The sequence below is a fragment of the Pseudovibrio exalbescens genome, from assembly GCF_028737195.1.
GTDB classification, from domain to species: domain Bacteria; phylum Pseudomonadota; class Alphaproteobacteria; order Rhizobiales; family Stappiaceae; genus Pseudovibrio; species Pseudovibrio zosterae.
This window is the reverse complement of record NZ_JAQZAJ010000003.1, coordinates 258,564-278,451: the sequence shown is the minus strand read 5'-3', so window position 1 is coordinate 278,451 and position 19,888 is coordinate 258,564. Positions and strand designations below refer to the sequence as shown.

20 protein-coding genes and 2 tRNA genes are annotated in these 19,888 nt (G+C 54.0%); 9 read left to right on the top strand and 13 right to left on the bottom strand.

All coding sequences use genetic code 11. The annotated features are described in order from the left end of the window. Window positions 1-28: 28 nt before the first annotated feature. From PUV47_RS10665 to PUV47_RS10615, 11 genes are all read right to left on the bottom strand, one after another. Window positions 29-814 (bottom strand): rhodanese-related sulfurtransferase, encoded by a 786-nt coding sequence (locus PUV47_RS10665; protein WP_274218542.1) that lies wholly within the window; start codon window positions 812-814, stop codon window positions 29-31. A gap of 133 nt (window positions 815-947) precedes the next feature. After that, window positions 948-1,280, bottom strand: coding sequence for a RebB family R body protein (locus PUV47_RS10660; RefSeq protein WP_274218541.1), 333 nt, complete (start codon window positions 1,278-1,280; stop codon window positions 948-950). A 118-nt stretch (window positions 1,281-1,398) separates the two neighbouring features. Next, the gene (locus tag PUV47_RS10655; protein ID WP_425313762.1) at window positions 1,399-1,692 is read right to left on the bottom strand and encodes a RebB family R body protein; all 294 of its coding nucleotides are present in this window, start codon (window positions 1,690-1,692) and stop codon (window positions 1,399-1,401) included. A 133-nt stretch (window positions 1,693-1,825) separates the two neighbouring features. Next, the gene (locus tag PUV47_RS10650; RefSeq protein WP_274218539.1) at window positions 1,826-2,464 is read right to left on the bottom strand and encodes a hypothetical protein; all 639 of its coding nucleotides are present in this window, start codon (window positions 2,462-2,464) and stop codon (window positions 1,826-1,828) included. Next, on the bottom strand, window positions 2,403-2,798 hold the full coding sequence (locus tag PUV47_RS10645; protein WP_274218538.1) for a hypothetical protein: 396 nt from the start codon (window positions 2,796-2,798) through the stop codon (window positions 2,403-2,405). The genes PUV47_RS10650 and PUV47_RS10645 overlap by 62 nt, the downstream gene beginning before the upstream one ends. Before the next feature lie 32 nt (window positions 2,799-2,830). Then, window positions 2,831-3,028 carry a hypothetical protein gene (locus tag PUV47_RS10640; protein ID WP_274218537.1) on the bottom strand — a complete coding sequence of 66 codons (198 nt, stop codon included), beginning with the start codon at window positions 3,026-3,028 and terminating at the stop codon, window positions 2,831-2,833. Between the two features lie 26 nt (window positions 3,029-3,054). Continuing rightward, the gene (locus PUV47_RS10635) at window positions 3,055-3,981 is read right to left on the bottom strand and encodes a hypothetical protein (protein ID WP_274218536.1); all 927 of its coding nucleotides are present in this window, start codon (window positions 3,979-3,981) and stop codon (window positions 3,055-3,057) included. 28 nt (window positions 3,982-4,009) lie between these two features. After that, the gene (locus tag PUV47_RS10630) at window positions 4,010-4,237 is read right to left on the bottom strand and encodes a RebB family R body protein (RefSeq protein WP_274218535.1); all 228 of its coding nucleotides are present in this window, start codon (window positions 4,235-4,237) and stop codon (window positions 4,010-4,012) included. 86 nt (window positions 4,238-4,323) lie between these two features. Continuing rightward, window positions 4,324-4,839, bottom strand: coding sequence for an RNA polymerase sigma factor (locus PUV47_RS10625; RefSeq protein WP_274218534.1), 516 nt, complete (start codon window positions 4,837-4,839; stop codon window positions 4,324-4,326). 606 nt (window positions 4,840-5,445) lie between these two features. Beyond that, window positions 5,446-5,521: transfer RNA gene (locus tag PUV47_RS10620), tRNA-Lys, on the bottom strand. A 61-nt stretch (window positions 5,522-5,582) separates the two neighbouring features. Further along, window positions 5,583-5,658 (bottom strand) — tRNA-Lys (locus tag PUV47_RS10615). 561 nt (window positions 5,659-6,219) lie between these two features. Here PUV47_RS10615 and PUV47_RS10610 point away from each other — a divergent pair. The 5 genes from PUV47_RS10610 to PUV47_RS10590 all read left to right on the top strand — a co-directional run bounded on the left by PUV47_RS10610 (window position 6,220) and on the right by PUV47_RS10590 (window position 11,744). Next, the gene (locus tag PUV47_RS10610; RefSeq protein WP_274218533.1) at window positions 6,220-7,989 is read left to right on the top strand and encodes an acetolactate synthase 3 large subunit; all 1,770 of its coding nucleotides are present in this window, start codon (window positions 6,220-6,222) and stop codon (window positions 7,987-7,989) included. Between the two features lie 18 nt (window positions 7,990-8,007). Further along, entirely contained in the window at window positions 8,008-8,595 is a 588-nt protein-coding gene (gene ilvN / locus PUV47_RS10605; protein ID WP_274218532.1) for an acetolactate synthase small subunit, read from the top strand. 86 nt (window positions 8,596-8,681) lie between these two features. Continuing rightward, on the top strand, window positions 8,682-9,434 hold the full coding sequence (locus PUV47_RS10600) for a pyridoxine 5'-phosphate synthase (protein ID WP_274218531.1): 753 nt from the start codon (window positions 8,682-8,684) through the stop codon (window positions 9,432-9,434). A 250-nt stretch (window positions 9,435-9,684) separates the two neighbouring features. Beyond that, window positions 9,685-10,098 (top strand): universal stress protein, encoded by a 414-nt coding sequence (locus PUV47_RS10595; RefSeq protein WP_274218530.1) that lies wholly within the window; start codon window positions 9,685-9,687, stop codon window positions 10,096-10,098. Between the two features lie 14 nt (window positions 10,099-10,112). After that, window positions 10,113-11,744, top strand: coding sequence for a BCCT family transporter (locus PUV47_RS10590; RefSeq protein WP_274218529.1), 1,632 nt, complete (start codon window positions 10,113-10,115; stop codon window positions 11,742-11,744). A 59-nt stretch (window positions 11,745-11,803) separates the two neighbouring features. Here PUV47_RS10590 and PUV47_RS10585 read toward each other — a convergent pair whose 3' ends face one another. Further along, window positions 11,804-13,336, bottom strand: coding sequence for a triacylglycerol lipase (locus PUV47_RS10585; protein WP_274218528.1), 1,533 nt, complete (start codon window positions 13,334-13,336; stop codon window positions 11,804-11,806). Between the two features lie 354 nt (window positions 13,337-13,690). On the opposite strand from PUV47_RS10585, the gene PUV47_RS10580 reads away from it, so the two are divergent. The 4 genes from PUV47_RS10580 to PUV47_RS10565 all read left to right on the top strand — a co-directional run bounded on the left by PUV47_RS10580 (window position 13,691) and on the right by PUV47_RS10565 (window position 18,092). Then, the gene (locus tag PUV47_RS10580; RefSeq protein WP_274218527.1) at window positions 13,691-14,332 is read left to right on the top strand and encodes a TetR/AcrR family transcriptional regulator; all 642 of its coding nucleotides are present in this window, start codon (window positions 13,691-13,693) and stop codon (window positions 14,330-14,332) included. Beyond that, window positions 14,313-15,395 carry a ketol-acid reductoisomerase gene (gene ilvC, locus PUV47_RS10575; RefSeq protein WP_337994500.1) on the top strand — a complete coding sequence of 361 codons (1,083 nt, stop codon included), beginning with the start codon at window positions 14,313-14,315 and terminating at the stop codon, window positions 15,393-15,395. The genes PUV47_RS10580 and ilvC overlap by 20 nt, the downstream gene beginning before the upstream one ends. Before the next feature lie 167 nt (window positions 15,396-15,562). Beyond that, entirely contained in the window at window positions 15,563-15,988 is a 426-nt protein-coding gene (locus tag PUV47_RS10570; protein WP_274218525.1) for a GNAT family N-acetyltransferase, read from the top strand. Between the two features lie 115 nt (window positions 15,989-16,103). After that, complete coding sequence (locus tag PUV47_RS10565) at window positions 16,104-18,092, top strand: alkyl/aryl-sulfatase (protein WP_274218524.1); 1,989 nt, start codon at window positions 16,104-16,106, stop codon at window positions 18,090-18,092. Window positions 18,093-18,157: 65 nt separating this feature from the next. Here the strand turns inward: PUV47_RS10565 and PUV47_RS10560 are convergent, their stop codons facing one another. Further along, complete coding sequence (locus PUV47_RS10560) at window positions 18,158-19,624, bottom strand: tetratricopeptide repeat protein (protein WP_274218523.1); 1,467 nt, start codon at window positions 19,622-19,624, stop codon at window positions 18,158-18,160. Window positions 19,625-19,888: the final 264 nt, after the last annotated feature.

Sequence of the window (19,888 nt, the reverse complement as noted above, 5' to 3'; positions counted from 1 at the left end):
CTCGAGGACTCTCGGGAGAGCTTTGCCTTCAATCGTCGTCGTTGATCATGTAGTCAGCAAGGATCTTTCGCGTCTTTTCTGGCACGTTCTTGCCCCAAACTGGCTTCAAGGCATGATCAACTGATACGCGGTCATCGAATACAAAACACTCTCCCTTCCAGAGGCTCTGTTCCTCAGGCACTTTTTCCAGATAGTTCAGAATGCCACCTTCCAAGTGGTAAACCTCGTCATACCCCTCTTCCAGCATGAGGGCTGTCGCCTTTTCGCAGCGTATACCGCCGGTGCAGAACATCGCTACTTTCTTGGCTTGCTTCAGTTCACCATGTTCTTTGACCCAATCCGGAAACTCTTTGAAGGTTTCCGTTTCCGGATCAATGGCACGCTCGAATGTACCCATCGCCACTTCGTAATCATTCCGGGTATCAATAACGACAACATCCGGATCACTGATCAGCGCGTTCCAATCCTCCGGTTTCACATAGGTGCCCACCGTTTGCCGTGGATCGATCGTCGGGAGGCCCATATTGACGATCTCTTTCTTCAAGCGGACCTTCATACGGCGGAAAGGAATACGCTCAGCCCAAGACTCTTTGTGCGTCAAATCGGCAAAGCGGGGATCGCTTTTTATATGGTCCAAAAGGTCCCGAACGTGTTTCTCCTCGCCTGCCACAGTTCCGTTCATGCCCTCTTTAGCAATCAGCAAGCTGCCGCGAATATCGCGTGCTTTGCAGAACTCCAGAAGGGGCTCCCTGTGACTTTCGAAGTCTTCAAAGGGAACAAATTTATAGAGGGCGACAACAAGAACTTGGGGCATGCAGAGCTTTTGAATTATTCGGGTTAATGACTAGCGCGCTATATACCGAAAAACACCCAGATGTGAAGAGCTCCGACCAAAAGAAAAGTGCTGCCGACAATGACAGCACTTTCTAGGTTCTCATGATGCAAGCTTATCGGCCAGTGTTGCCCAGTGCCTGCAGAACGGTCAGCATGGTTGTCAGATTGTCTGCGGTACCGCTTTGAGCCACTTTCTCGGTTGCGCCTGCACCAGCCATGGTATCCATGGAATAGATCTGCATAACACCCTGGTTGGTTGCAGCTTGAGAAAGGGTGTTCTGCTGCTGTGCAGCAGATACAGCGTTCTCAAACAGGATACCGGTTGAGTGTGCCATGCTCTGGAACAAGCTGCCCATGGCCATTGCCGGGGCCTCACCGACCACCTTGACGTTGGACTGTGTCACAGCGTCGGTGATCATCGGGTTCACGGTTGTTGGATCTGCCATTTCTTAGGTCTCCTCAGTGATAATCAAGGGTGGCGCCCGGCAGTTACGGCATTGAAACACAACTAGAGACTGATTGCCGAGGCCAGATAGATGAGCTCTAAAGCCCGAATGTCAGGTATTAGGTAAAAGACTGCAGTACGGTCAGCAGCGTGGTCAGGTTGTCAGCTTCACCGCTCTGTGCCACCTTCTCAGTGGCACCGGCACCCGCCATGGTGTCCATTGAGTAGATCTGCATGACACCCTGGTTAGACGCGGCTTGAGACAGAGTGGTCTGCTGCTGTGCAGCCGACACCGCATTCTCAAACAAGATGCCGGTTGAGTGCGACATGGTCTGAAAGATACTGCCCATGGCCATTGCTGGCGCTTCTGCAATAACCTTCACGTTCGACTGTGTTACTGCATCTGTAACCATTGGGCTTACAGTAGTTGGATCTGCCATAAATCTGTCTCCTGTGAGAATTCAGTACAAATTGTGTACAGCTACTAAGACGCAATTTTCTTTTTCTTGTGAAACCAAATTCAGACCCTGAAAACACCTCTAATACTTAACGAGACCGAGAGCTTGAGACAATTTTACTGATCTCTGCCGCCAGAGGGGCGATCTGTTCCGAGACAGCCTGCTGCACCTCATTTCGGATAATCTGCCGCATCGCATCAGCCACCTGACTTGCAATCGCTGTTTGCGGGTGCTGGGTTGCCATCGTCTGGGTGGCTTGCGCAGTCGCAGCAGGTTGAGCTTGCGCTTGCTTTGTCTGAGGTGGCGGCGTAGAGGCTGAGCTGCTTTGCTCCTGCGGCGATGAGGCCGGCTGAGCACTTGGCTCCTGCGGCAATCCGTGAAGCATAGAGTTTACCTCGCCCTGCACGGTCGCATTCATCTGCTTCACCGCACTATCTACCTCTTGCATGACCGCCTGGGCGCTTGAACTGATGTGTTGGCTTGCCTGCTCAACATCCACCTGCTGCTGCTTCATCTCAGCGACGACCTGCTTCAGATTGGGAATTGACTGCTTGAGCGCCTGAAAATTCTGTAGCGCCTGTTCTACCTGCTTCTGGGCCGCAGCAACCTGATCCACGGGCGCTTCGTTGGGTTGCGTTTGACTTGCCTGCTGGGCTGATGAGTTATCAGCTCCGGCCGCGCTCTCCCCTTGCCCGACCGCACTCGCGGGATCGTCCTGACCGCTCATAGACCCTCTCCTTTTCGATAAACTCTTCCACAATCTCTTCATGGACGTCGATCTCACCCTCTTCAGTGATCAACTCTTCATCCATGACGCGTTCATCCACTTCCACACGGACACTTGCTGTCTCCTCAAACGTGGAGCCGGCGAGAACCTCGGCACGGCAGAGCGCATTTCGGGCACTGTTGAGATAGGCTAGGTATCCCGGCAGGGAGTTGTGCTGGATTTCACAGGGGCGCTCCTTGCCTTGCGCCTCCTCAAGAAGAACAATCCAGCGGCGCAGGTGCGTCAGCGTCACCTCGTCCAACTCCTCTCGGATGTAGTTGATGTCTCTCTCCATGGGCTTTCTCCAATTGAGTTGGCAGGACAGCGCTAGTTGCCTCTCTGCTTGCGCAGGTATTGCAGCATCACGAACAAGAGAAGCTGCTCCTTTTTTGAAAGCTGAACGCCCGCCTTGAGGGCCGTCATGAACGCATCTGAAAACAGCTTGTTCTCGGCAGTACTGCCTGAAGGTGGCGTTTGGCCTGGCGCACCTTGCGTTGCGTTTTCCTGACTTGTTTGGTCCGCCATGACTGTCCACTCCATCCAACCGGGCTTTAGCTACTCACCTTGGTATCCGTAATGATTGTCTTGGCTGCGGTTCCAGCAGTGGTGCTCGCATCGCCAAACGCAGTGATCGCGGCAGTCACCATGGCTTGCAGCTGGGTCAAAGCTTCAGCATCCACTGAAGCTTCTGCCGGGTTCTCGGCAATCTTGGCGGCAACAACGGCCTGGGCGGCTACGGCAATCTGCATGATGCCGTTCATGTAGCTTTCTGCATTCTGCGTTGCATGGCCTGCGGTCTGCGTCGCCATCACCTCAGCAGGAGCCGAAATCATCTCCGGCAGATAGTTTGCGTTCTCATAGTTTGTGAACTGAACGGCCTGAACGACCTGCTGGTTGAGCTTGGATGTGTCCGGCGCTGAAGTCGTCGTTAGCGCATTGCCTGGCATAGGGTCTTCCTTCGCATCTTTCGGTGATGAACCGTCGCCGTCACCTCCATTGCCTCCATCGCCTCCACCACCGCCTTGACCTCCAGCCTGCGCAGGTGAGCTCGAAGCTTCATCATCATTACTCTTCGGAGTAGTTTCGTCAGATGGCTCGTTGTCAGCGCCATTAACCTGTAAGCTCTCCGGTACTGCTGAATTAGACGCGAGCCTAGGAGATTTGTGACTGCCGCCACCGTTCAAGGCAGATGCACCATTTACGCCATTTGCGTTGGCACGACTTTCGGAACCCAAACGCACTGCCTCAGGATTTCTCAAGAAACCATCCGGCAAGTAGATTCCGTTGGTCTTTGCGCGCTCTTCTATCTCGGAAATCAGATCTTCAGCACTGGGCTTTTCAGCACCAGCATCGCCAGCCCCGTTCTGCATGGAATGCCCACCTGCATCATTGTTCATCAACCCGGCAATGAGTTGCTTTCGCCTTTCCGCCGCGTTGAGGAAAGAGTTATGCCCCAGACTCCGCTCTGCGCTCTGCATCCTTGCGCCCCACCCTCAGGTTGCTGTGTCAACCTTTGATGTCCATGATCAGCTGAACACCCTTGGAGATGACCGCCGCAGTTATCTGATTCATTGCCTGCTGACTGTGCGTCGCGTTCTGTACAGACAAACCAGTGGCATGGCTAACCACCTGATAAAGACTTGCAATCGCCTGAGATGGCGACTCTGCTACGACCTTCACATTGGTCTGCGTCACCGCATCGGTTATTTGCGGGTTTACGGTTTCATCTGCCATCTGTTGTTCCTCGCTGTTGGAATTGTTAACCATTCAGTTGGACGCGGTCCTCACAGGCCTGTGAAGCCGCGCCCACGTCTTCCGGTTTAATCCGCGACAATGACCCTCAACTTCTGCCGCAAAAACTGAACCCGTTTTCGAGCTAGAGCTTGTGAGATCTCCAAGACCTCTGAGATTTCGGGATACGACCGCTCCTCTACAAACTTCATCGAGAAAATCTCCCGATAGATTGGCGGCAGGTCTGTAAGAGCACCTTGCAAACGGGTAAGCTCTTCGCGCGTCACCAGCTCCTTTTCCTGGCCACGCGCCTCCCAATCTCCCTGAGCAACCCGGTCCTCATGAACATCCAACTCGGTATCGCGATGCTTGAACTCGTGGCGCTTCTTTCGATACTGGCTGATGAACTCGTTCTTCAGAGCGAACATGAAGAAGGCTTTCGGGTCACGCAGCTCTACTGGCCTGCCGCTGAAGTGGTTCGCAGCTTTTAAAATCGTTGCTGACAACAACTCTTCTGCGGCATCATGATCTCCGTTGGTCAACCTCAGGGCACGACCTTTGAGAAGAGGCTTACAATCCACCCAACATGCCCACAAATAGTCCATTCCCCTGCCCTCTTCTATCGGCAGAGACGATTTTTTGGAATATAAAGACATAAAAACACCCCATTCTGAAAGATATAAACTTAGACGAGGCATGTCTTAATTCGTGAAATCATGATTTATACTTCAGATTTCAAAATTTATACTTTAGCAAATTACAGAATTAACTGCGAAAGACTTCAGGTAAACACCCAATTCTGATAGGTTGTATAAAAAGACAATATACAACCTAAAGGCATTCTGCGAATGTTAGGAAGAAATTTCGGTTGCAGAGCAAGCAATTAGACCGGCAACGGCCAGATCCATAACCACGCAAAGACAATCTTAGGTTGCATTAATAAATGTGAACAACTTAGAGATGAAGGTCGAGCGGCACTACAACCAACTTGAGCGCCCCTTAACAATTAAAGGAGCCCAAAGGGCAAAATAATGAGTCTAAAAAACGCGAAATGCGCCCTGATGTGAACGCCTCCACACCAAATGCCAGCTCCGTCGCCCTGACACCAGTCATGGCGAGTATCCAGCTCAAAGGCCTTTACAGGACGATACGAGGTCAAAACACCAAATGCTCGACGCTGATCATGTTCTACATATTTTCGGGGAAGAAAGTGGTGGGTGCACGGGGATTCGAACCCAGGACCGGCTGATTAAGAGTCAGCTGCTCTACCAACTGAGCTATACACCCACTGTTCTCGGCAGTGTATCCGAAAGGGCTATCGACGCAAAACACTTCAGGGAAGAAGTGATGGTGGGTGCACGGGGATTCGAACCCAGGACCGGCTGATTAAGAGTCAGCTGCTCTACCAACTGAGCTATACACCCAACAGCGCCGAAGCGATGGCGGGTATATATCGGTGCTAATTTGAAAGCGCAACCCTTCTTTCATAAAAGTTTCAAACGTCTGTGGGGAACTGGCCTCAACACTATGATAACTAAGCATTTTAACGAGACGCAGCTGGCAGATATACCTCAAGCGGAACATATGACCATCGCCCAAGAACTCCAAAGCAACCCTAGGCTTTGAGCCATGTTTAGCTGGCCTCAAATAACAGTGACGAAATCTCAGAAAACATAGCCCCACCCTCGGCGCAATTTTCGATAAAAAAGCTTGACGTTTTTTAGAACCACACAGTAGTGTTCACCTACGCATTGTAACGGGTGACGCCCGACCACTATCAGATTGAGGAGATAGGCTCCGGCCTTCAATAAAAATGAAGCTCGCATCTATTCTTCTTATCGTGGTGGGAAAGCGCGTCGCCGGAGTGAGTTAGGTCACTCGGAACGGTTAGACGCGCGCAGGAGCCTTAAGGGCTCCTTTTTTATTGGCTAAATCAAGACCCAGTCGGGAACACCCCAAAGAGGGCGCAGACAAGGACGAAGGCAATGGAACGGGAGATGACTGGCGCGGAGATGGTTCTCCAAGCCTTGCGGGATCAGGAAGTTAAGCACGTTTTCGGTTATCCGGGCGGCGCTGTGCTTCCGATCTACGACGAACTCATTCAACAAGACGACATTGCACATATCCTTGTACGGCATGAGCAGGGCGCCGGACATGCAGCAGAAGGATATGCGCGAAGCACTGGCAAACCAGGCGTCGCGCTGGTGACCTCGGGGCCTGGTGCCACCAACATGGTCACCGCCCTCACCGATGCAATGCTCGATTCCATCCCCCTTGTCTGCATCACCGGTCAGGTTCCAACCAATCTGGTTGGCTCCGACGCCTTTCAAGAATGCGACACCGTCGGCATCACCCGCCCCTGTACCAAACACAACTGGCTGGTAAAGAAGATCGAGGATCTGCCTCGCATCATTCATGAAGCCTTTTATGTCGCCACAACCGGTCGTCCTGGCCCGGTTGTGGTTGACATTCCAAAGGATGTTCAGTTTGCCACCGGCACATACGAAGGCCCCAAGTCCATCCACGTTCAGCACAAAAGCTACAACCCGCCAACAAAAGGCGACATGACCGCAATCCGAGCGGCAGTCGAGTTGCTGGCGACAGCCCAGCGCCCTGTCCTCTATACGGGCGGCGGCGTCATCAACTCTGGCCCGGCAGCAAGCCAGCTGCTGCGCGAGTTTGTTAAATTGACCGGCTTTCCTGTAACATCCACCTTGATGGGGTTGGGTGCATATCCCGCCTCAGGCCCCGAGTGGCTTGGCATGCTGGGCATGCACGGCACCTACGAAGCCAACATGGCCATGCACGGCTGTGACGTCATGATCTGCATCGGTGCCCGCTTTGATGACCGTATCACCGGGCGCCTTGATGCGTTTTCACCGAACTCCAAGAAAGTCCATATCGACGTTGATCCGTCTTCCATCAACAAAATCGTTCACGTTGATATTCCCATTGTCGGTGATGTGGCACACGTTCTGGAAGACATGGTGCGCATCTGGCGCTCATCCAGCTTCACCCCGCGCAGCGAGGTAAAGATCTGGAAGCAACAGATCGACAAGTGGCGCGCGCGCAATTCGCTGGCCTATCGCCCAAGCGAAGAGGTGATCATGCCGCAATACGCCTTGCAGCGCCTGAACGAGGCAATCAAGGGCAAGGACGTATACATCTCAACGGAAGTGGGTCAGCACCAGATGTGGGCGGCTCAGTTCATCGACTTTGAGGAGCCAAACCGCTGGCTTACCTCAGGCGGCTTTGGAACCATGGGCTACGGCCTCCCTGCTGCCATTGGTGCCCAGGTGGCGCACCCGAACGCGACCTGTATCAACGTTGCTGGCGACGCCTCCATCCTGATGAACATTCAAGAAATGTCGACAGCAGTTCAGCATGGCTTGTCGCCAAAGACCTTTATCCTGAACAACAGCTACATGGGCATGGTGCGCCAGTGGCAGCAGCTGCTCCACGGCAACCGTCTTTCACACTCCTACACCGACAGCCTGCCAGACTTCGTCAAGCTAGCAGAGGCGTACGGCGGCAAGGGCTTCCGCGTCACCAAACCGGATGAACTTGATGATGCCATTGCAGAAATGATTGCAACGCCAGGCCCTGTCTTGTTTGATTGCTGCGTCGCTCAACTGGCAAACTGCTTCCCGATGATACCATCAGGCAAGGCACACAACGAGATGCTGCTTCCTGATGAAGCAACGGATGAAGCGGTCGCCAATGCCATCGGCAAAGAAGGAAAGGCCCTCGTGTGAGGGATGGGGGAGAGAACCATGAACGCACAAAATCCAGACGCCCTATCGGCCTACTTCCTAGCTGAAGTCAGCGACACACAGGAAACCCATACTCTGTCCGTTATCGTGGACAACGAACCGGGCGTACTCGCCCGTGTCATTGGCCTGTTTTCCGGTCGTGGCTACAATATCGACTCGCTCAGCGTGTCAGAAACCGAGCACGAACGTCACCTGTCTCGCGTTACCATCGTGACAACAGGTACACCGCAGATCATCGAGCAAATACGCCATCAACTTGACCGGCTTGTTCCCGTTCACCGTGTGCGAGACCTGACAGTTGCAGCACGTCGCTTCAAACAGGATAAGCCTCTGGAACGAGAACTCGCGCTCGTGAAAGTGACTGGCTCTGGTGAAAAGCGGCTGGAGGCCCTGCGCCTTAGTGAAGCCTTCAAAGCGACGGTGATTGATGCCACCACCGAGCACTTCGTTTTTGAGATCACAGGCCGGAGCAGCAAGATTGAACAGTTCATCGACATCATGCGACCACTTGGCCTAGTAGAAGTTTCCCGGACTGGCGTTGCAGCCCTAAATAGAGGACCAGAAGGACTATCTAGTCAGGCCTATTAGAATTAGGATCCTGCACCGGAAAACAGATTCGGCGACCGCGGTCCGTCTCGGTCGCCTTTTTTGTCTAAAAAACAACAGGTAATCCAATGAGCACTCCGAGCCGCCTTTCCGTAAATGTCAATGCTGTGGCGGTGCTGCGCAACCGCCGCGATGTTCCATGGCCAAGCGTAACAGACATGGCAAGGATTGCGCTGACTTCTGGCGCAAAGGGCATCACCGTTCATCCACGCCCGGACGAACGTCACATCCGTAAGACAGACGTTGAAAACATCACTCAGTTGATCCGCACCAGTTTCCCCAGTGCAGAGCTGTGCCTGGAAGGCTATCCATCCGCTGAGTTCCTGGAGCTGGTGGAAAAGAACCGCCCCGCGCAGGTTCTTTATGTTCCTGATGACCCTACCCAGACCACCTCAGACCATGGCTGGGATTTTGAGGCAAACGCTGAGCTGTTGAAGGACGTGATCTCCAAGGCCAAGAGCTGGGGCGTTCGCACCTCTTTGTTTGTGGACCCCGATCCATCCCAACCGGCTCTTGCCAAGGAAGTCGGCACCGAGCGCATTGAAATTTACACGGGCCCTTATGGTGCCTGTTACGGCGACAAGGTGGCGGCAGAAGCTGAACTCGACAAGGTGATTGCAACGGCAGAAGCAGCCCGCGATCTGGGCCTTGATGTCAACGCTGGCCATGACCTTACCGTTGACAACATCCCTGCCCTCATTACCCGCGCGCCCTACATCACCGAGATGTCTATTGGCCATGGCTTTGTTGCAGATTCCCTGATCTACGGCTTCAAAGAGAGCGTCAACCGCTTCCGGCGCGCCCTGAAGGAAATTGATTGATTATAACAAATCATCACAAAGCAAGATTGCAGTAAGAGCCGAGGCCCAGCCTCGGCTTTTTCATTTTCTGACGCAGAGATAACTTTATAGATTCATTGATGTAATGGCCTCCAACTGCAAATTATTTTATAATAATATACTCGTAACGGATCACATTCCCTAGATACGTGCTATAATTTCAGAGAGTGACAGATTACTCTTCTAAGTACTACGCTTGTTTTTTGAAATAAATTGGATCTCGGGAGGTATCATGTTCGAAAAAATTATGGTTCCTGTTGACCTTGCACATCAAGAAATTCTTGATAAAGCACTCGATGTTTCAGGAAAGCTGGCAAAGACCTACAACGCGAAGGTTCTCTACGTTGGCGTGACAGAAGCCACACCCACAGCTGTGGCCCACAACCCCGCAGAGTTTCAGCACAAACTGGAGGCGTTCGCCGCCAAGCAAGCGGACCTGCATGGGATCGAAACAGAGGCAAGAACTTTCGCAAGCCACGACCCCGCGACAGACCTCAACGAAACATTGGTGGAGGCCTCAGTGAAATTGGGCGCTGACCTGATTGTCATCTCATCCCATGTCCCAACCTTCGCAGACCGGTTTTGGGCATCCCATGGCGGCACCGTCGCATCCAGAGCCAACATCTCGGTCATGGTCATCAGATAATCCGGAGGCAAGCTATGTCAGAACAACCCGAAGAGCTGGCAATTCCGGAACCGGAAGGTGCCGCAGACATCATCGATACGGAATACGAGGTTGGTCAGGACAACATTACCGCACAGGTCGGCCCACTGGGCTTGGATGTTCACAACCCTGTCTTCCTGATCTCCGGCATGACCATTGCCACCTTTGTTGTGATCACACTGACGCTCAGAACAAGCGTGGAGCCCCTTTTCAATGACCTGCGAACTTACCTGACCTCCACATTTGATTGGTTCTTTCTGAGCGCCGCCAACGTATTCGTCATTTTATGTTTTGCCTTGGTCATCACGCCTCTCGGCAATGTCCGTATCGGAGGGAAAGAGGCAACCCCTGACTACAGTTACACCGGTTGGTTTGCCATGCTGTTTGCAGCCGGCATGGGTATTGGGTTGATGTTCTTTGGTGTATCAGAGCCCATATCGCACTACGCGTCCTCCATCGGTGGCACCGTTGTTGAAGGTGATGTGCGAACAGATTGGGCCCCTCTGGGCGCTGCAGTCACAAACGAGGAAGCGATCCGCCTTGGAATGGCGGCCACCATTTTTCACTGGGGCCTTCATCCTTGGGCGATCTACGCGATCGTTGCTTTGTCTCTGGCAATTTTCAGCTTCAACAAGGGGCTTCCGCTAACCATGCGGTCCATTTTCTACCCACTACTGGGAGAACGCGTATGGGGTTGGCCGGGGCATATTATTGATATACTTGCGGTTTTCGCCACTTTGTTCGGACTTGCAACCTCGTTGGGCTTTGGCGCAGAACAAGCCAACGCGGGACTGGAGTTCCTGTTTGGCATTCCGGTAACAGACACCTCGAAGATCACCTTGATCGTTGCGATCACAGCCGTTGCTTTGATCTCGGTCCTGGCCGGCCTTGATGGCGGCGTGAAGCGCCTTTCCGAGATGAACATGTTGCTTGCAGCGTTGCTCATGTTCTTCGTCATCTTCGTCGGGCCGACACTGGTACTTGCGACAGGGTTCTTCAAGAACTTGGCCGCATACATCGAGTATCTACCGAGCCTTTCCAACCCCTTTGGCCGAGAGGATGACAATTTCCGCCAAGGCTGGACTGCGTTCTACTGGGCTTGGTGGATTAGCTGGTCACCTTTCGTCGGCATGTTCATTGCGCGTGTCAGCCGGGGGCGCACGGTTCGAGAGTTTGTGGTCTGCGTGCTCCTCATCCCATCCACGGTCTGCGTGCTATGGATGACAGCATTTGGCGGCACAGCCCTTTCTCAGATCCTGAATGACGGCTATCTCGCAGTTAAGGACGCACCACTGGAACTCAAGCTGTTCACCATGCTTGCTGAGCTGCCGCTAGTTCAGATCACATCTTTCATCGGCATCGTGCTGGTGATCGTGTTCTTCGTGACCTCTTCGGACTCGGGCTCGCTGGTCATCGACACCATTACAGCAGGCGGCAAGGTAAATGCCCCCGTCTCCCAGCGGGTATTCTGGTGCATATTTGAAGGTTTGGTAGCCATTACGCTGCTGTTGGGTGGGGGCCTTGGGGCGCTTCAAGCCATGGCCGTCTCAACGGGCTTCCCCTTCGCAATCCTGCTCTTGTTGGCCTGCTTTGCCCTGTTGAAGGGCCTCATGAACGAGCCCAAGTAGAACCGGCGCACACCTGCGGCGCATCCGCGCCGCAGGTTCCGTTGAGAAGGCTTGAGCTATTATGCAAACAGGAAGTTGCCATCGCTGAACTGCGACGCCATCAGCAAGGTTCCAGACACCTTGATTTCCTCGTCCCCATAACGAATGGTGACTGCATCCCAAAGAGACCCCTGGATAAGCTCCACCTCGGATAGAGAGGTGATCCCTGCATCGCTGAGATCAATGACGTCCTCAGACGCATTGAAGAACTCAATCACATCCGTTGCACCATCCTTTGCGAAAACGAAGGTATCGGCGCCATTGCCGCCGATCAGCACATCCGTGCCCGCGCCATCAAACAGAACGTCATCGCCGTTCCCGCCTTCCAGCCGGTCGTTCCCATCGCCGCCCAGCAAGCGGTCATTGCCACCCTCACCTCTCAGGAAGTCGTCACCCGAAAAACCTTCCAGAGTATCGTCCGATCTGTTTCCTCTAAGAAGATCATCTGTCGCCGACCCGAGAATGTAGGCGCTATCGCCATAGTGCCCCGTGGTGTCCAATGGAATACTGATGTCCTCAACCCACGTGTCTCCTTTCCGCCGCTCCGAGAGGCCAGAGATGATCACGAGGCTGTCGCGATCCATCTCTCCGCTGAACTGAGAAGCCTGCAAAGCCTCCACGACCGTCTCGTAGGCGAACGGCAGATGCGCAGACCACGTGGTGAGGTTCAAGATGTTTCCGCCATCCCAATACAGCGGCGTGTCGTAAAGATCGTTGAAAAGCACAATGTTGCTGGTGTCATATTCGTAGTCCGTATCATTGCCAGTGATATCGACGCCCCTCTCAGAAATCACGGAGGGGACAGGATCGTTTTCTAAATCAATGCTGAAAATCTCCGCGCCGCTATCAAGCACTGAACTGCCATCTTCCGGCGCATAGTGGGAGGCAAAGCCGAGATAATTGGCTCCAACAAAGAAACCATCAAGAAACCCGTCGCTCTGCTCGGCCATGTTGGTGACAGCACCGCCGCCGAGCGAATGTCCTGTTACAACAAGATCCTCAGCTTCCAGACCATTGGCTTCCATAAAGTTCTTCAGCGAGGCAAGCAGGCCACCAAAAGCCTCTTCGACATAATGCGGCTCACTCTTGAGGAACTCGAGGTAATCGATCACATCCCCAATCGTATCCGTCACAATATTGTCGATGGTCCCCGTTGTCCCGCGAAACGCCAGGCCAACCTGAATGACATTGCCTGCGTCATCGTACTTGGCCAGAACGTCCGCCTGCGCATTCTTGAACTTGAACGTCTCTCCCTGAAACGTGCCATTCCGGTCAATCGTCGCACCATCAAAGCCAAGCGCCTCAGGGGTCAGAACCGTCCACCCCTTGCTCTCGATCTTGTCTCGTGCTGCTTGCTCGCTCTCTCCTGTCAGGAGACCAGCATCTTCGCCTTCCAAGAACAGCGCCTTCCACGCAGTCGCCAGCGAGAACCCGGTTTGCTGATAGGCAACACCCAGTGCATCCGAGAGTCCATGATAGCTATAGCTCATGAGATCCAATGCATCTCCAACCAGTGCCGTCGCGTCCTGGCCCTTGTATTCAAAAATTGACATAGTCCCTCCAAAATGTTGGCGAAAAGACCATGAATTGCTCAACACACATACGGCAATAGAACCAAAATCCAACTTACCCGAGATTTCCTAGTGCATTGAAATTAATACCAATTTCCCATCAAATCAGCACGCTAACCGATTTGAGAAAATTTCAAACACTGCTGGAGCTGCCACTGATCCGGCCACCATGATGAACCTCCTCATGAAGTTTCCGCTTGACCACCAACGGGTGCGGGTATATACCAAGAACCGTACCGTACGGTACTGATTTTGAGCAAAGCGATTTGGCTGGTCCATATCTCGGTGCTTCAAGGTCAACACCCCCGTGAACCAACACAGTCTGGACCTGAAATTTTGAGTGATCAGGATACAAATCTGACCCCAGAGGCGTTTACCGATCGCCAAAAGGCCGTGCTGGATTGTGCCTTGCAGCTGCTTGTAGAAGGTGGTGAGAAGGCCCTGACAACCGCCGCCATTGCCCGCGCTGCAGGTTGTTCGAAGGAGAGCCTTTACAAGTGGTTCGGTGATCGGGACGGATTGCTCACAGCCATTGTGGCGCGCCAAGCCAGCAAAGTGCGCGCCCCGGAGGCTCTTAACGGCCCGTTTTCGCGGGAAACACTCACTCGCGAGCTCTATCAGTTCGCAGAAAACTTGCTTCAGGTGATTTCGAGCGACGTCTCATTGGCGCTCAATCGTCTGGCCATTGGGCAAGCCAGCCGCGGAGATGCCACGCTTGGCCAACTGCTGCTCAAGAGAGGGCGAGGACGCATCGGTGCCCAGACCACCCTCCTCCTTAAAGAAGCCATGGCGCAAGGCTACCTGAAACAGAGCGATGCTGGCAGTGCCTACGATGTGCTCTACGGCCTTGTGCTGAAGGATTTACATGTTCGTCTGCTTCTGGGCGACCAGCTCAAGAAAGCAGAACAAGACTACGCCGCAGCCGGAAAGCAGGCTGTAGACGACTTCATGAAGCTCTATGCAGCTTCAACCGAATAAACGGCAGGCCAGAAACGGCCTTGCCAACCAGAAGGGGAAAACCATGCGCGTCTATTACGATCGTGATGCAGACATCAACCTGCTCAAAGCCAAAAAAGTTGCCATCATTGGCTACGGTTCTCAGGGCCGTGCTCACGCCATGAACCTCAAGGACAGCGGCGTACAGGGCATCGTGATCGCTCTGCGCGAAGGCTCTACCACGCGCCTGAAGGCTGAAGCAGACGGCTTCACCTGCAAGACCGTTGCAGAGGCTGCAAAAGAAGCCGACTTGATGATGATGGCGACCCCAGATGAGCTGCAGGCCGACATCTACAAGGAAGAAATTGCGGGCAACATCCGCGATGGCGCAGCGATTGCCTTCGCCCACGGCCTGAATGTTCACTTCGGTCTGATTGAGCCAAAGTCCTCCGTTGACGTTCTGATGGTTGCACCAAAGGGTCCAGGCCACACGGTACGCGGCGAATACGTCAAGGGCGGCGGTGTGCCGTGCCTCATCGCTGTTCATCAGGACGCGACTGGCAACGCCAAGGATCTCGGTCTGGCCTACGCCTCAGGCGTTGGTGGCGGCCGCTCAGGCATCATCGAAACCACCTTCCGTGAAGAGTGTGAAACCGACCTGTTCGGTGAGCAGGCAGTTCTGTGCGGCGGTCTGGTCGAACTGATCCGTGCGGGCTTTGAGACCCTTACCGAAGCAGGTTACGCGCCAGAAATGGCCTATTTCGAGTGTCTGCATGAAGTGAAGCTGATCGTTGACCTGATCTATGAAGGCGGCATCGCCAACATGAACTACTCCATCTCCAACACTGCAGAGTGGGGTGAGTATCAGACCGGTCCACGCATCATCACGTCAGAAACCAAGGCTGAGATGAAGCGCGTTCTTGAAGAAATCCAGAACGGCACCTTCACCTCTCAGTGGATTCAGGAATACAAGGCAGGCGCTGCCAAGTTCAAGGCAACCCGCCGCCTGAACGACGAGCACCCAATTGAAGAAGTTGGTGCCAAGCTCCGCGAAATGATGCCTTGGATCTCTGCTGGCAAGCTGGTGGACAAAGCCAAGAACTAATCTTTGCAACAAACTCTCAGTTTCAGAAACAGCTCGGCTTTTGCCGGGCTGTTTTTGGTTCAGTGCCCCTTGCAGGCAATCTGAACACTTGAGCTTGCCATGGAACTGAGCAAGGCTCACCGTCTACAAGTTAAAAATCTCGCCAACCAAGCCCTGAGCAGCCATCCATGTATGAGATCTCTTCGGACAAGTCCCGTCTGGACCTTTATTGCATTCACCACTTCCTCTCCGAGGTTTCCTACTGGGCCAAAGGCATACCAAAGGCAATTGTAGCCAGATCCATTGAAAACTCCCTGTGTTTCGGAGCCTATGCATCTGGCAGCGAACAAGTAGGGTTTGCTCGTGTGATCACCGACTACGCCACCTTTGGTTATCTGGCAGATGTCTTCGTGCTGCCAGCGCATCGGGGCCAGGGTATTTCGAAAAAGCTGATTGAAGCCGTCGTTTCGCACCCCGACCTTAAGGATCTGAGGCGCCTCTCCCTCATCACTGACGACGCCCACGGTCTCTATCGTCAGTTCGGTTTCAAAGACATCGCAGATCCTGAACGTCGGCTCGACCTGAAGACCCCACAGGCCTATGAGGAAAGATAACCTGGTCTGCGGCTATGCTTTCATTAACTGCACTCGCCAGTTCAACTAAGCTCTTGATTGACTCTTCCCCCCCGCCGTCTAGCTTTCGAGAAAAACAAATGGAGGCTCAAACCCCATGCGCCGTTTTTCTCTCGCCCTGTTGCTCTGCTTGGCGCTGCCACTCTCCGTCTCTGCTGCACTCGCGCAGCCAAACGCACCTTCCCCAGAAACCCGTGAGAACTATGAACGCCTGCTTCAGACACTGCCGTTCAACGATACGAGAAGTTTTTCGGAGGCAAGGGAAGGCTTCATAGCGCCACTACCGAACAATGGCGTAGTGAAGAACGCGAATGGAGAGGTGGTATACGACCTCCGAAAATTTGATTTCATCATGCAAGGGTCGGTCGCACCGGACACCGTGAATCCAAGTCTGTGGCGACAATCTCAACTGGTTACAATCAGCGGCCTTTTCCAAGTCTCAAACCGCATCTATCAGGTCCGCGCTGCAGACCTTTCCAACATCACTTTCATTGAAGGAGACACCGGCATTATCGTCGTCGATCCGCTGATTTCGCAGGAGACGGCCAGATATGCCCTGGATTTCTACTATGAACACCGGCCACGCAAACCGGTGATCGCTGTCATCTACACCCACAGCCACGTGGACCACTATGGCGGGGTGCGCGGCGTTGTCGACCAAGCGGACGTGACCAATGGCACCGTGAAGATCTACGCCCCGGAAGGTTTCCTGGAGCACGCCATCGCCGAAAACGTCATGGCGGGAAATGCCATGAGCCGCCGTGCCAGTTACATGTATGGAAACCTCTTGCCGTATGGCCCGCAGGGTCAAGTGGGCGCAGGCCTTGGTCCGACCACCTCCACCGGCACCATAACGCTTATTCCGCCGACTGATGTCATCACCAAGACAGGTGAAACCAGACAGATTGATGGCCTGACCCTCCGTTTTCTTATGGCACCAAACTCGGAAGCGCCCTCAGAAATGTTCTTCTACATTTCCCAACTCAGGGCGCTTTGCACTGCAGAAGATGCTGTCCATACACTGCACAACACCTATTCCCTGCGCGGTGCGAAGATCCGCGATCCTCTCGCTTGGTCAAAGTACATCAATGAAACCATTTATGAGTACGGCAACCGGGTTGAGGTGCTGTTTGCCCCGCACCACTGGTCCCTCAAAGGGAATGATCGCGTGCTGGAGCACCTGCGCGGACAACGCAATTTGTACCGCTTCATCAACGATCAACCGCTCCGCCTCTTGAATCACGGGTTCCACAAGACCGAGATCGCAGAGATGATCGAGATGCCTAGCGGACTGAGGAACAACTGGTCCGCGCGCGGATACTACGGCACCAGCAATCACAACATAAAATCCACATACGTGCACTATCTGGGCTGGTTTGATGGCAACCCGGCCAGCTTGCACAAACACACCGAAAGAGACGCGGCAAAGCGCTATGTGGAGTTCATGGGAGGGCCAGATGCCCTGCTCCAAAAAGCCCGCGAAAGCTATGAGGAGGGTGACTATCGCTGGGTGGCGGAGGTCGTGAACCACCTGGTCTTCGCAGAACCAGACAATCAAGAAGCCAAGAACCTTCAGGCAGACGCGCTGGAGCAAATGGGCTATCAGGCTGAATCCGGACCTTGGCGCAATTTTTACCTTACCGGAGCACAGGAACTGCGAAACGGCGTGAAAGAACTCCCGGCACCCACCACCGCCAGCCCGGATACCGTCCGCGCCATGGATCTGGACCTGTTGTTCGACTATGTGGCCATGCGGCTGAACTACAAGAAGGCCGGAGCCAAGGAGTTCAAGCTCAACTGGGTCTTTGCAGACACCAACCAGACTTACGTGCTGGAGCTACAGAATGCCACTCTCAATCACATCGAAGGCCACCACGCACCAGATGCTGCAGCCACGATCACCCTGAACCGAAGCGACCTGAACAACGTCCTTCTGGGTGAAACCACATTCGAGAAGGCAATTGAAGACGGAACCCTCCAAATTCAGGGCGACCCCGCCCCATTGAAAGCCCTGCTCGACATGCTGGACACTTTCGACTTCTGGTTCCCCATGGTTACACCAGTGCCCTTGGACAAGGCGGGTTGATAGCGATGGGACAGAGGGCAAGGAACGCATAATGACGAGCTGCTCAAACGGCCCCACGCCATGGTCTACTGGCTCAAGCGCTCAACGGCCTCAAAGGCGGCCGGGAAACCCGCATCCGCTGCCAGCTTGTACAGCTCCAGGGCCTTTTCTAGGTCTTTGTTGAGGAAGGTACCGGTCTCATAGCACCAGGCAAGCAGATGAAACGCTTCGGGATCGCCCTTCAAAGCCGCCGACTTGAGGTAGGAGATTGCCTTCTCGCCATCTTGCTGAACGGCGAACCCTTCTAGGTAGATCTTCCCAAGAAACACCTCGCCTTGCGGCTCACCGCGCTCCGCAGCTTGCTCGAAATACCTCAGCGCCCGGTCAACATCCTGCTTCACCCCTGCACCGCTGATGTAAGCAAGGCCGAGATTGGTCAGTGCGAACGGAAAGGTCTCGCTCGCAGCCTCATAGTAGGCAATCGCCCGTGCCGTGTCTTGCGGCACGAACTGGCCGGTCTCATAAAGCACACCCAGATCATTAAGCGCTTGACCGAATCCTTGATCAGCCGCCGCCTGATAGAGTTTGATTGCCTCCTCAGGGTCTTGGTCAACACCGGCGCCATTAAGGTAAAGCCGTCCGAGGGTATACTGTGACTGCGCCAAACCGCGATCCGCTGCACGGCGGTAGTAGCGGGCAGCCATGTTCAGGTTTTGCGGCAGGCCCGCTCCTTCTTCATAGAGCGTGCCCACATAGTGCAAGCCCAGCGCATCCCCTGCATCCGCCGCCATCTGGTAGTGCTGAATGGCTTGTTGCAGGTCAGCAGGCCCGCCCTCACCGAACTCATACATCTCACCAAGGGGCAAATGCGCTTCTGCAGCGCCGCGCCGCGCCGCTTCCTCATAAAGAAACCGGGCTTTCTCGTGGTCTGGCTTTGTGCCAAGCCCCTGCCGATAAAACCCCGCAAGGTTGGCCGTTGCCTGAGCAAGGCCCGCATTGTGCGCTTCGGTGATCCAGCGAAGGGCCAACTCCGGATTTTTCTCCACGCCCTCGCCGTTAAGGTACATCAGGCCAAGATTGTTCTGCGCCCAATAGTCACCAAGGTTTGCCGCCTCTTGAAACAGCTCATGAGCCAGTTCCAGATCCTGCATGGAGGCTGGGCCGGATTTCAAAATGCCTGCGAGATTGGTCAGTGCTGCGGTAATGCCCATATCCCGCGCCTGCTTGTAGAGCGCATAGGCCTTGATGTAGTCCTGATCGACACCTCGTCCTGTCTCATAGGCAAGCCCCAACTGGAACACCGCTTCCGCATTGCCAGCCTCCGCTTCGCTTTGCAGGCGAAAGATCCGCGCGTTCTCTGACAGCGCAATCCCGGTCTTTTCCTGCAGCTCTTGGCCCAACATCTGAAGCCTTACACCCAACTCCGCTGGGGCGGGCTGCTCGAAAGCCTTGGGCTCAGCCAAAGGAACATCCGCCTCGGAAGCTGAGGCTTTAGCCGCAATCACCGCCGTGGGAAACAAAACTGCAGATACGAGTTTCAAAGCCAAACGCATGGGCTCTAGTGCCTAACCAGCCGTAGCTGCCGGAGTATCGAACATTACCGTAACATGCGGCCAACTCATTGAGCAATCTAGCGAAGCACGGTTAGCCAACATGAAAACTGCGTCCCTGTAATTCTTGAAGGCCTCTCCTTTTCGGGCAAATGTGACCGTTTTAGGTGCCTTATATTGTTCACCACAGCTCTTTTCAGGGGACGACGAACGCTGCCACTTAATATCTGGTCCATGCGTTAATTATAGTCAAAGCCATGTCGAGAA

Excerpts from the sequence above, each read along its gene's own strand:
- PUV47_RS10630 (WP_274218535.1), bottom strand. The coding sequence starts at position 4,237 with ATGGCAGATGAAACCGTAAACCCGCAAATAACCGATGCGGTGACGCAG.
- PUV47_RS10645 (WP_274218538.1), bottom strand. The coding sequence starts at position 2,798 with ATGGAGAGAGACATCAACTACATCCGAGAGGAGTTGGACGAGGTGACG.
- PUV47_RS10565 (WP_274218524.1), top strand. The coding sequence starts at position 16,104 with ATGCGCCGTTTTTCTCTCGCCCTGTTGCTCTGCTTGGCGCTGCCACTC.
- PUV47_RS10570 (WP_274218525.1), top strand. The coding sequence starts at position 15,563 with ATGTATGAGATCTCTTCGGACAAGTCCCGTCTGGACCTTTATTGCATT.
- PUV47_RS10600 (WP_274218531.1), top strand. The coding sequence starts at position 8,682 with ATGAGCACTCCGAGCCGCCTTTCCGTAAATGTCAATGCTGTGGCGGTG.
- PUV47_RS10595 (WP_274218530.1), top strand. The coding sequence starts at position 9,685 with ATGTTCGAAAAAATTATGGTTCCTGTTGACCTTGCACATCAAGAAATT.
- ilvC (WP_337994500.1), top strand. The coding sequence starts at position 14,313 with ATGCAGCTTCAACCGAATAAACGGCAGGCCAGAAACGGCCTTGCCAAC.
- PUV47_RS10665 (WP_274218542.1), bottom strand. The coding sequence starts at position 814 with ATGCCCCAAGTTCTTGTTGTCGCCCTCTATAAATTTGTTCCCTTTGAA.
- PUV47_RS10560 (WP_274218523.1), bottom strand. The coding sequence starts at position 19,624 with ATGCGTTTGGCTTTGAAACTCGTATCTGCAGTTTTGTTTCCCACGGCG.
- PUV47_RS10590 (WP_274218529.1), top strand. The coding sequence starts at position 10,113 with ATGTCAGAACAACCCGAAGAGCTGGCAATTCCGGAACCGGAAGGTGCC.
- PUV47_RS10635 (WP_274218536.1), bottom strand. The coding sequence starts at position 3,981 with ATGCAGAGCGCAGAGCGGAGTCTGGGGCATAACTCTTTCCTCAACGCG.
- PUV47_RS10610 (WP_274218533.1), top strand. The coding sequence starts at position 6,220 with ATGGAACGGGAGATGACTGGCGCGGAGATGGTTCTCCAAGCCTTGCGG.
- PUV47_RS10660 (WP_274218541.1), bottom strand. The coding sequence starts at position 1,280 with ATGGCAGATCCAACAACCGTGAACCCGATGATCACCGACGCTGTGACA.
- ilvN (WP_274218532.1), top strand. The coding sequence starts at position 8,008 with ATGAACGCACAAAATCCAGACGCCCTATCGGCCTACTTCCTAGCTGAA.
- PUV47_RS10625 (WP_274218534.1), bottom strand. The coding sequence starts at position 4,839 with ATGGACTATTTGTGGGCATGTTGGGTGGATTGTAAGCCTCTTCTCAAA.
- PUV47_RS10585 (WP_274218528.1), bottom strand. The coding sequence starts at position 13,336 with ATGTCAATTTTTGAATACAAGGGCCAGGACGCGACGGCACTGGTTGGA.
- PUV47_RS10655 (WP_425313762.1), bottom strand. The coding sequence starts at position 1,692 with ATGGTTACAGATGCAGTAACACAGTCGAACGTGAAGGTTATTGCAGAA.
- PUV47_RS10640 (WP_274218537.1), bottom strand. The coding sequence starts at position 3,028 with ATGGCGGACCAAACAAGTCAGGAAAACGCAACGCAAGGTGCGCCAGGC.
- PUV47_RS10650 (WP_274218539.1), bottom strand. The coding sequence starts at position 2,464 with ATGAGCGGTCAGGACGATCCCGCGAGTGCGGTCGGGCAAGGGGAGAGC.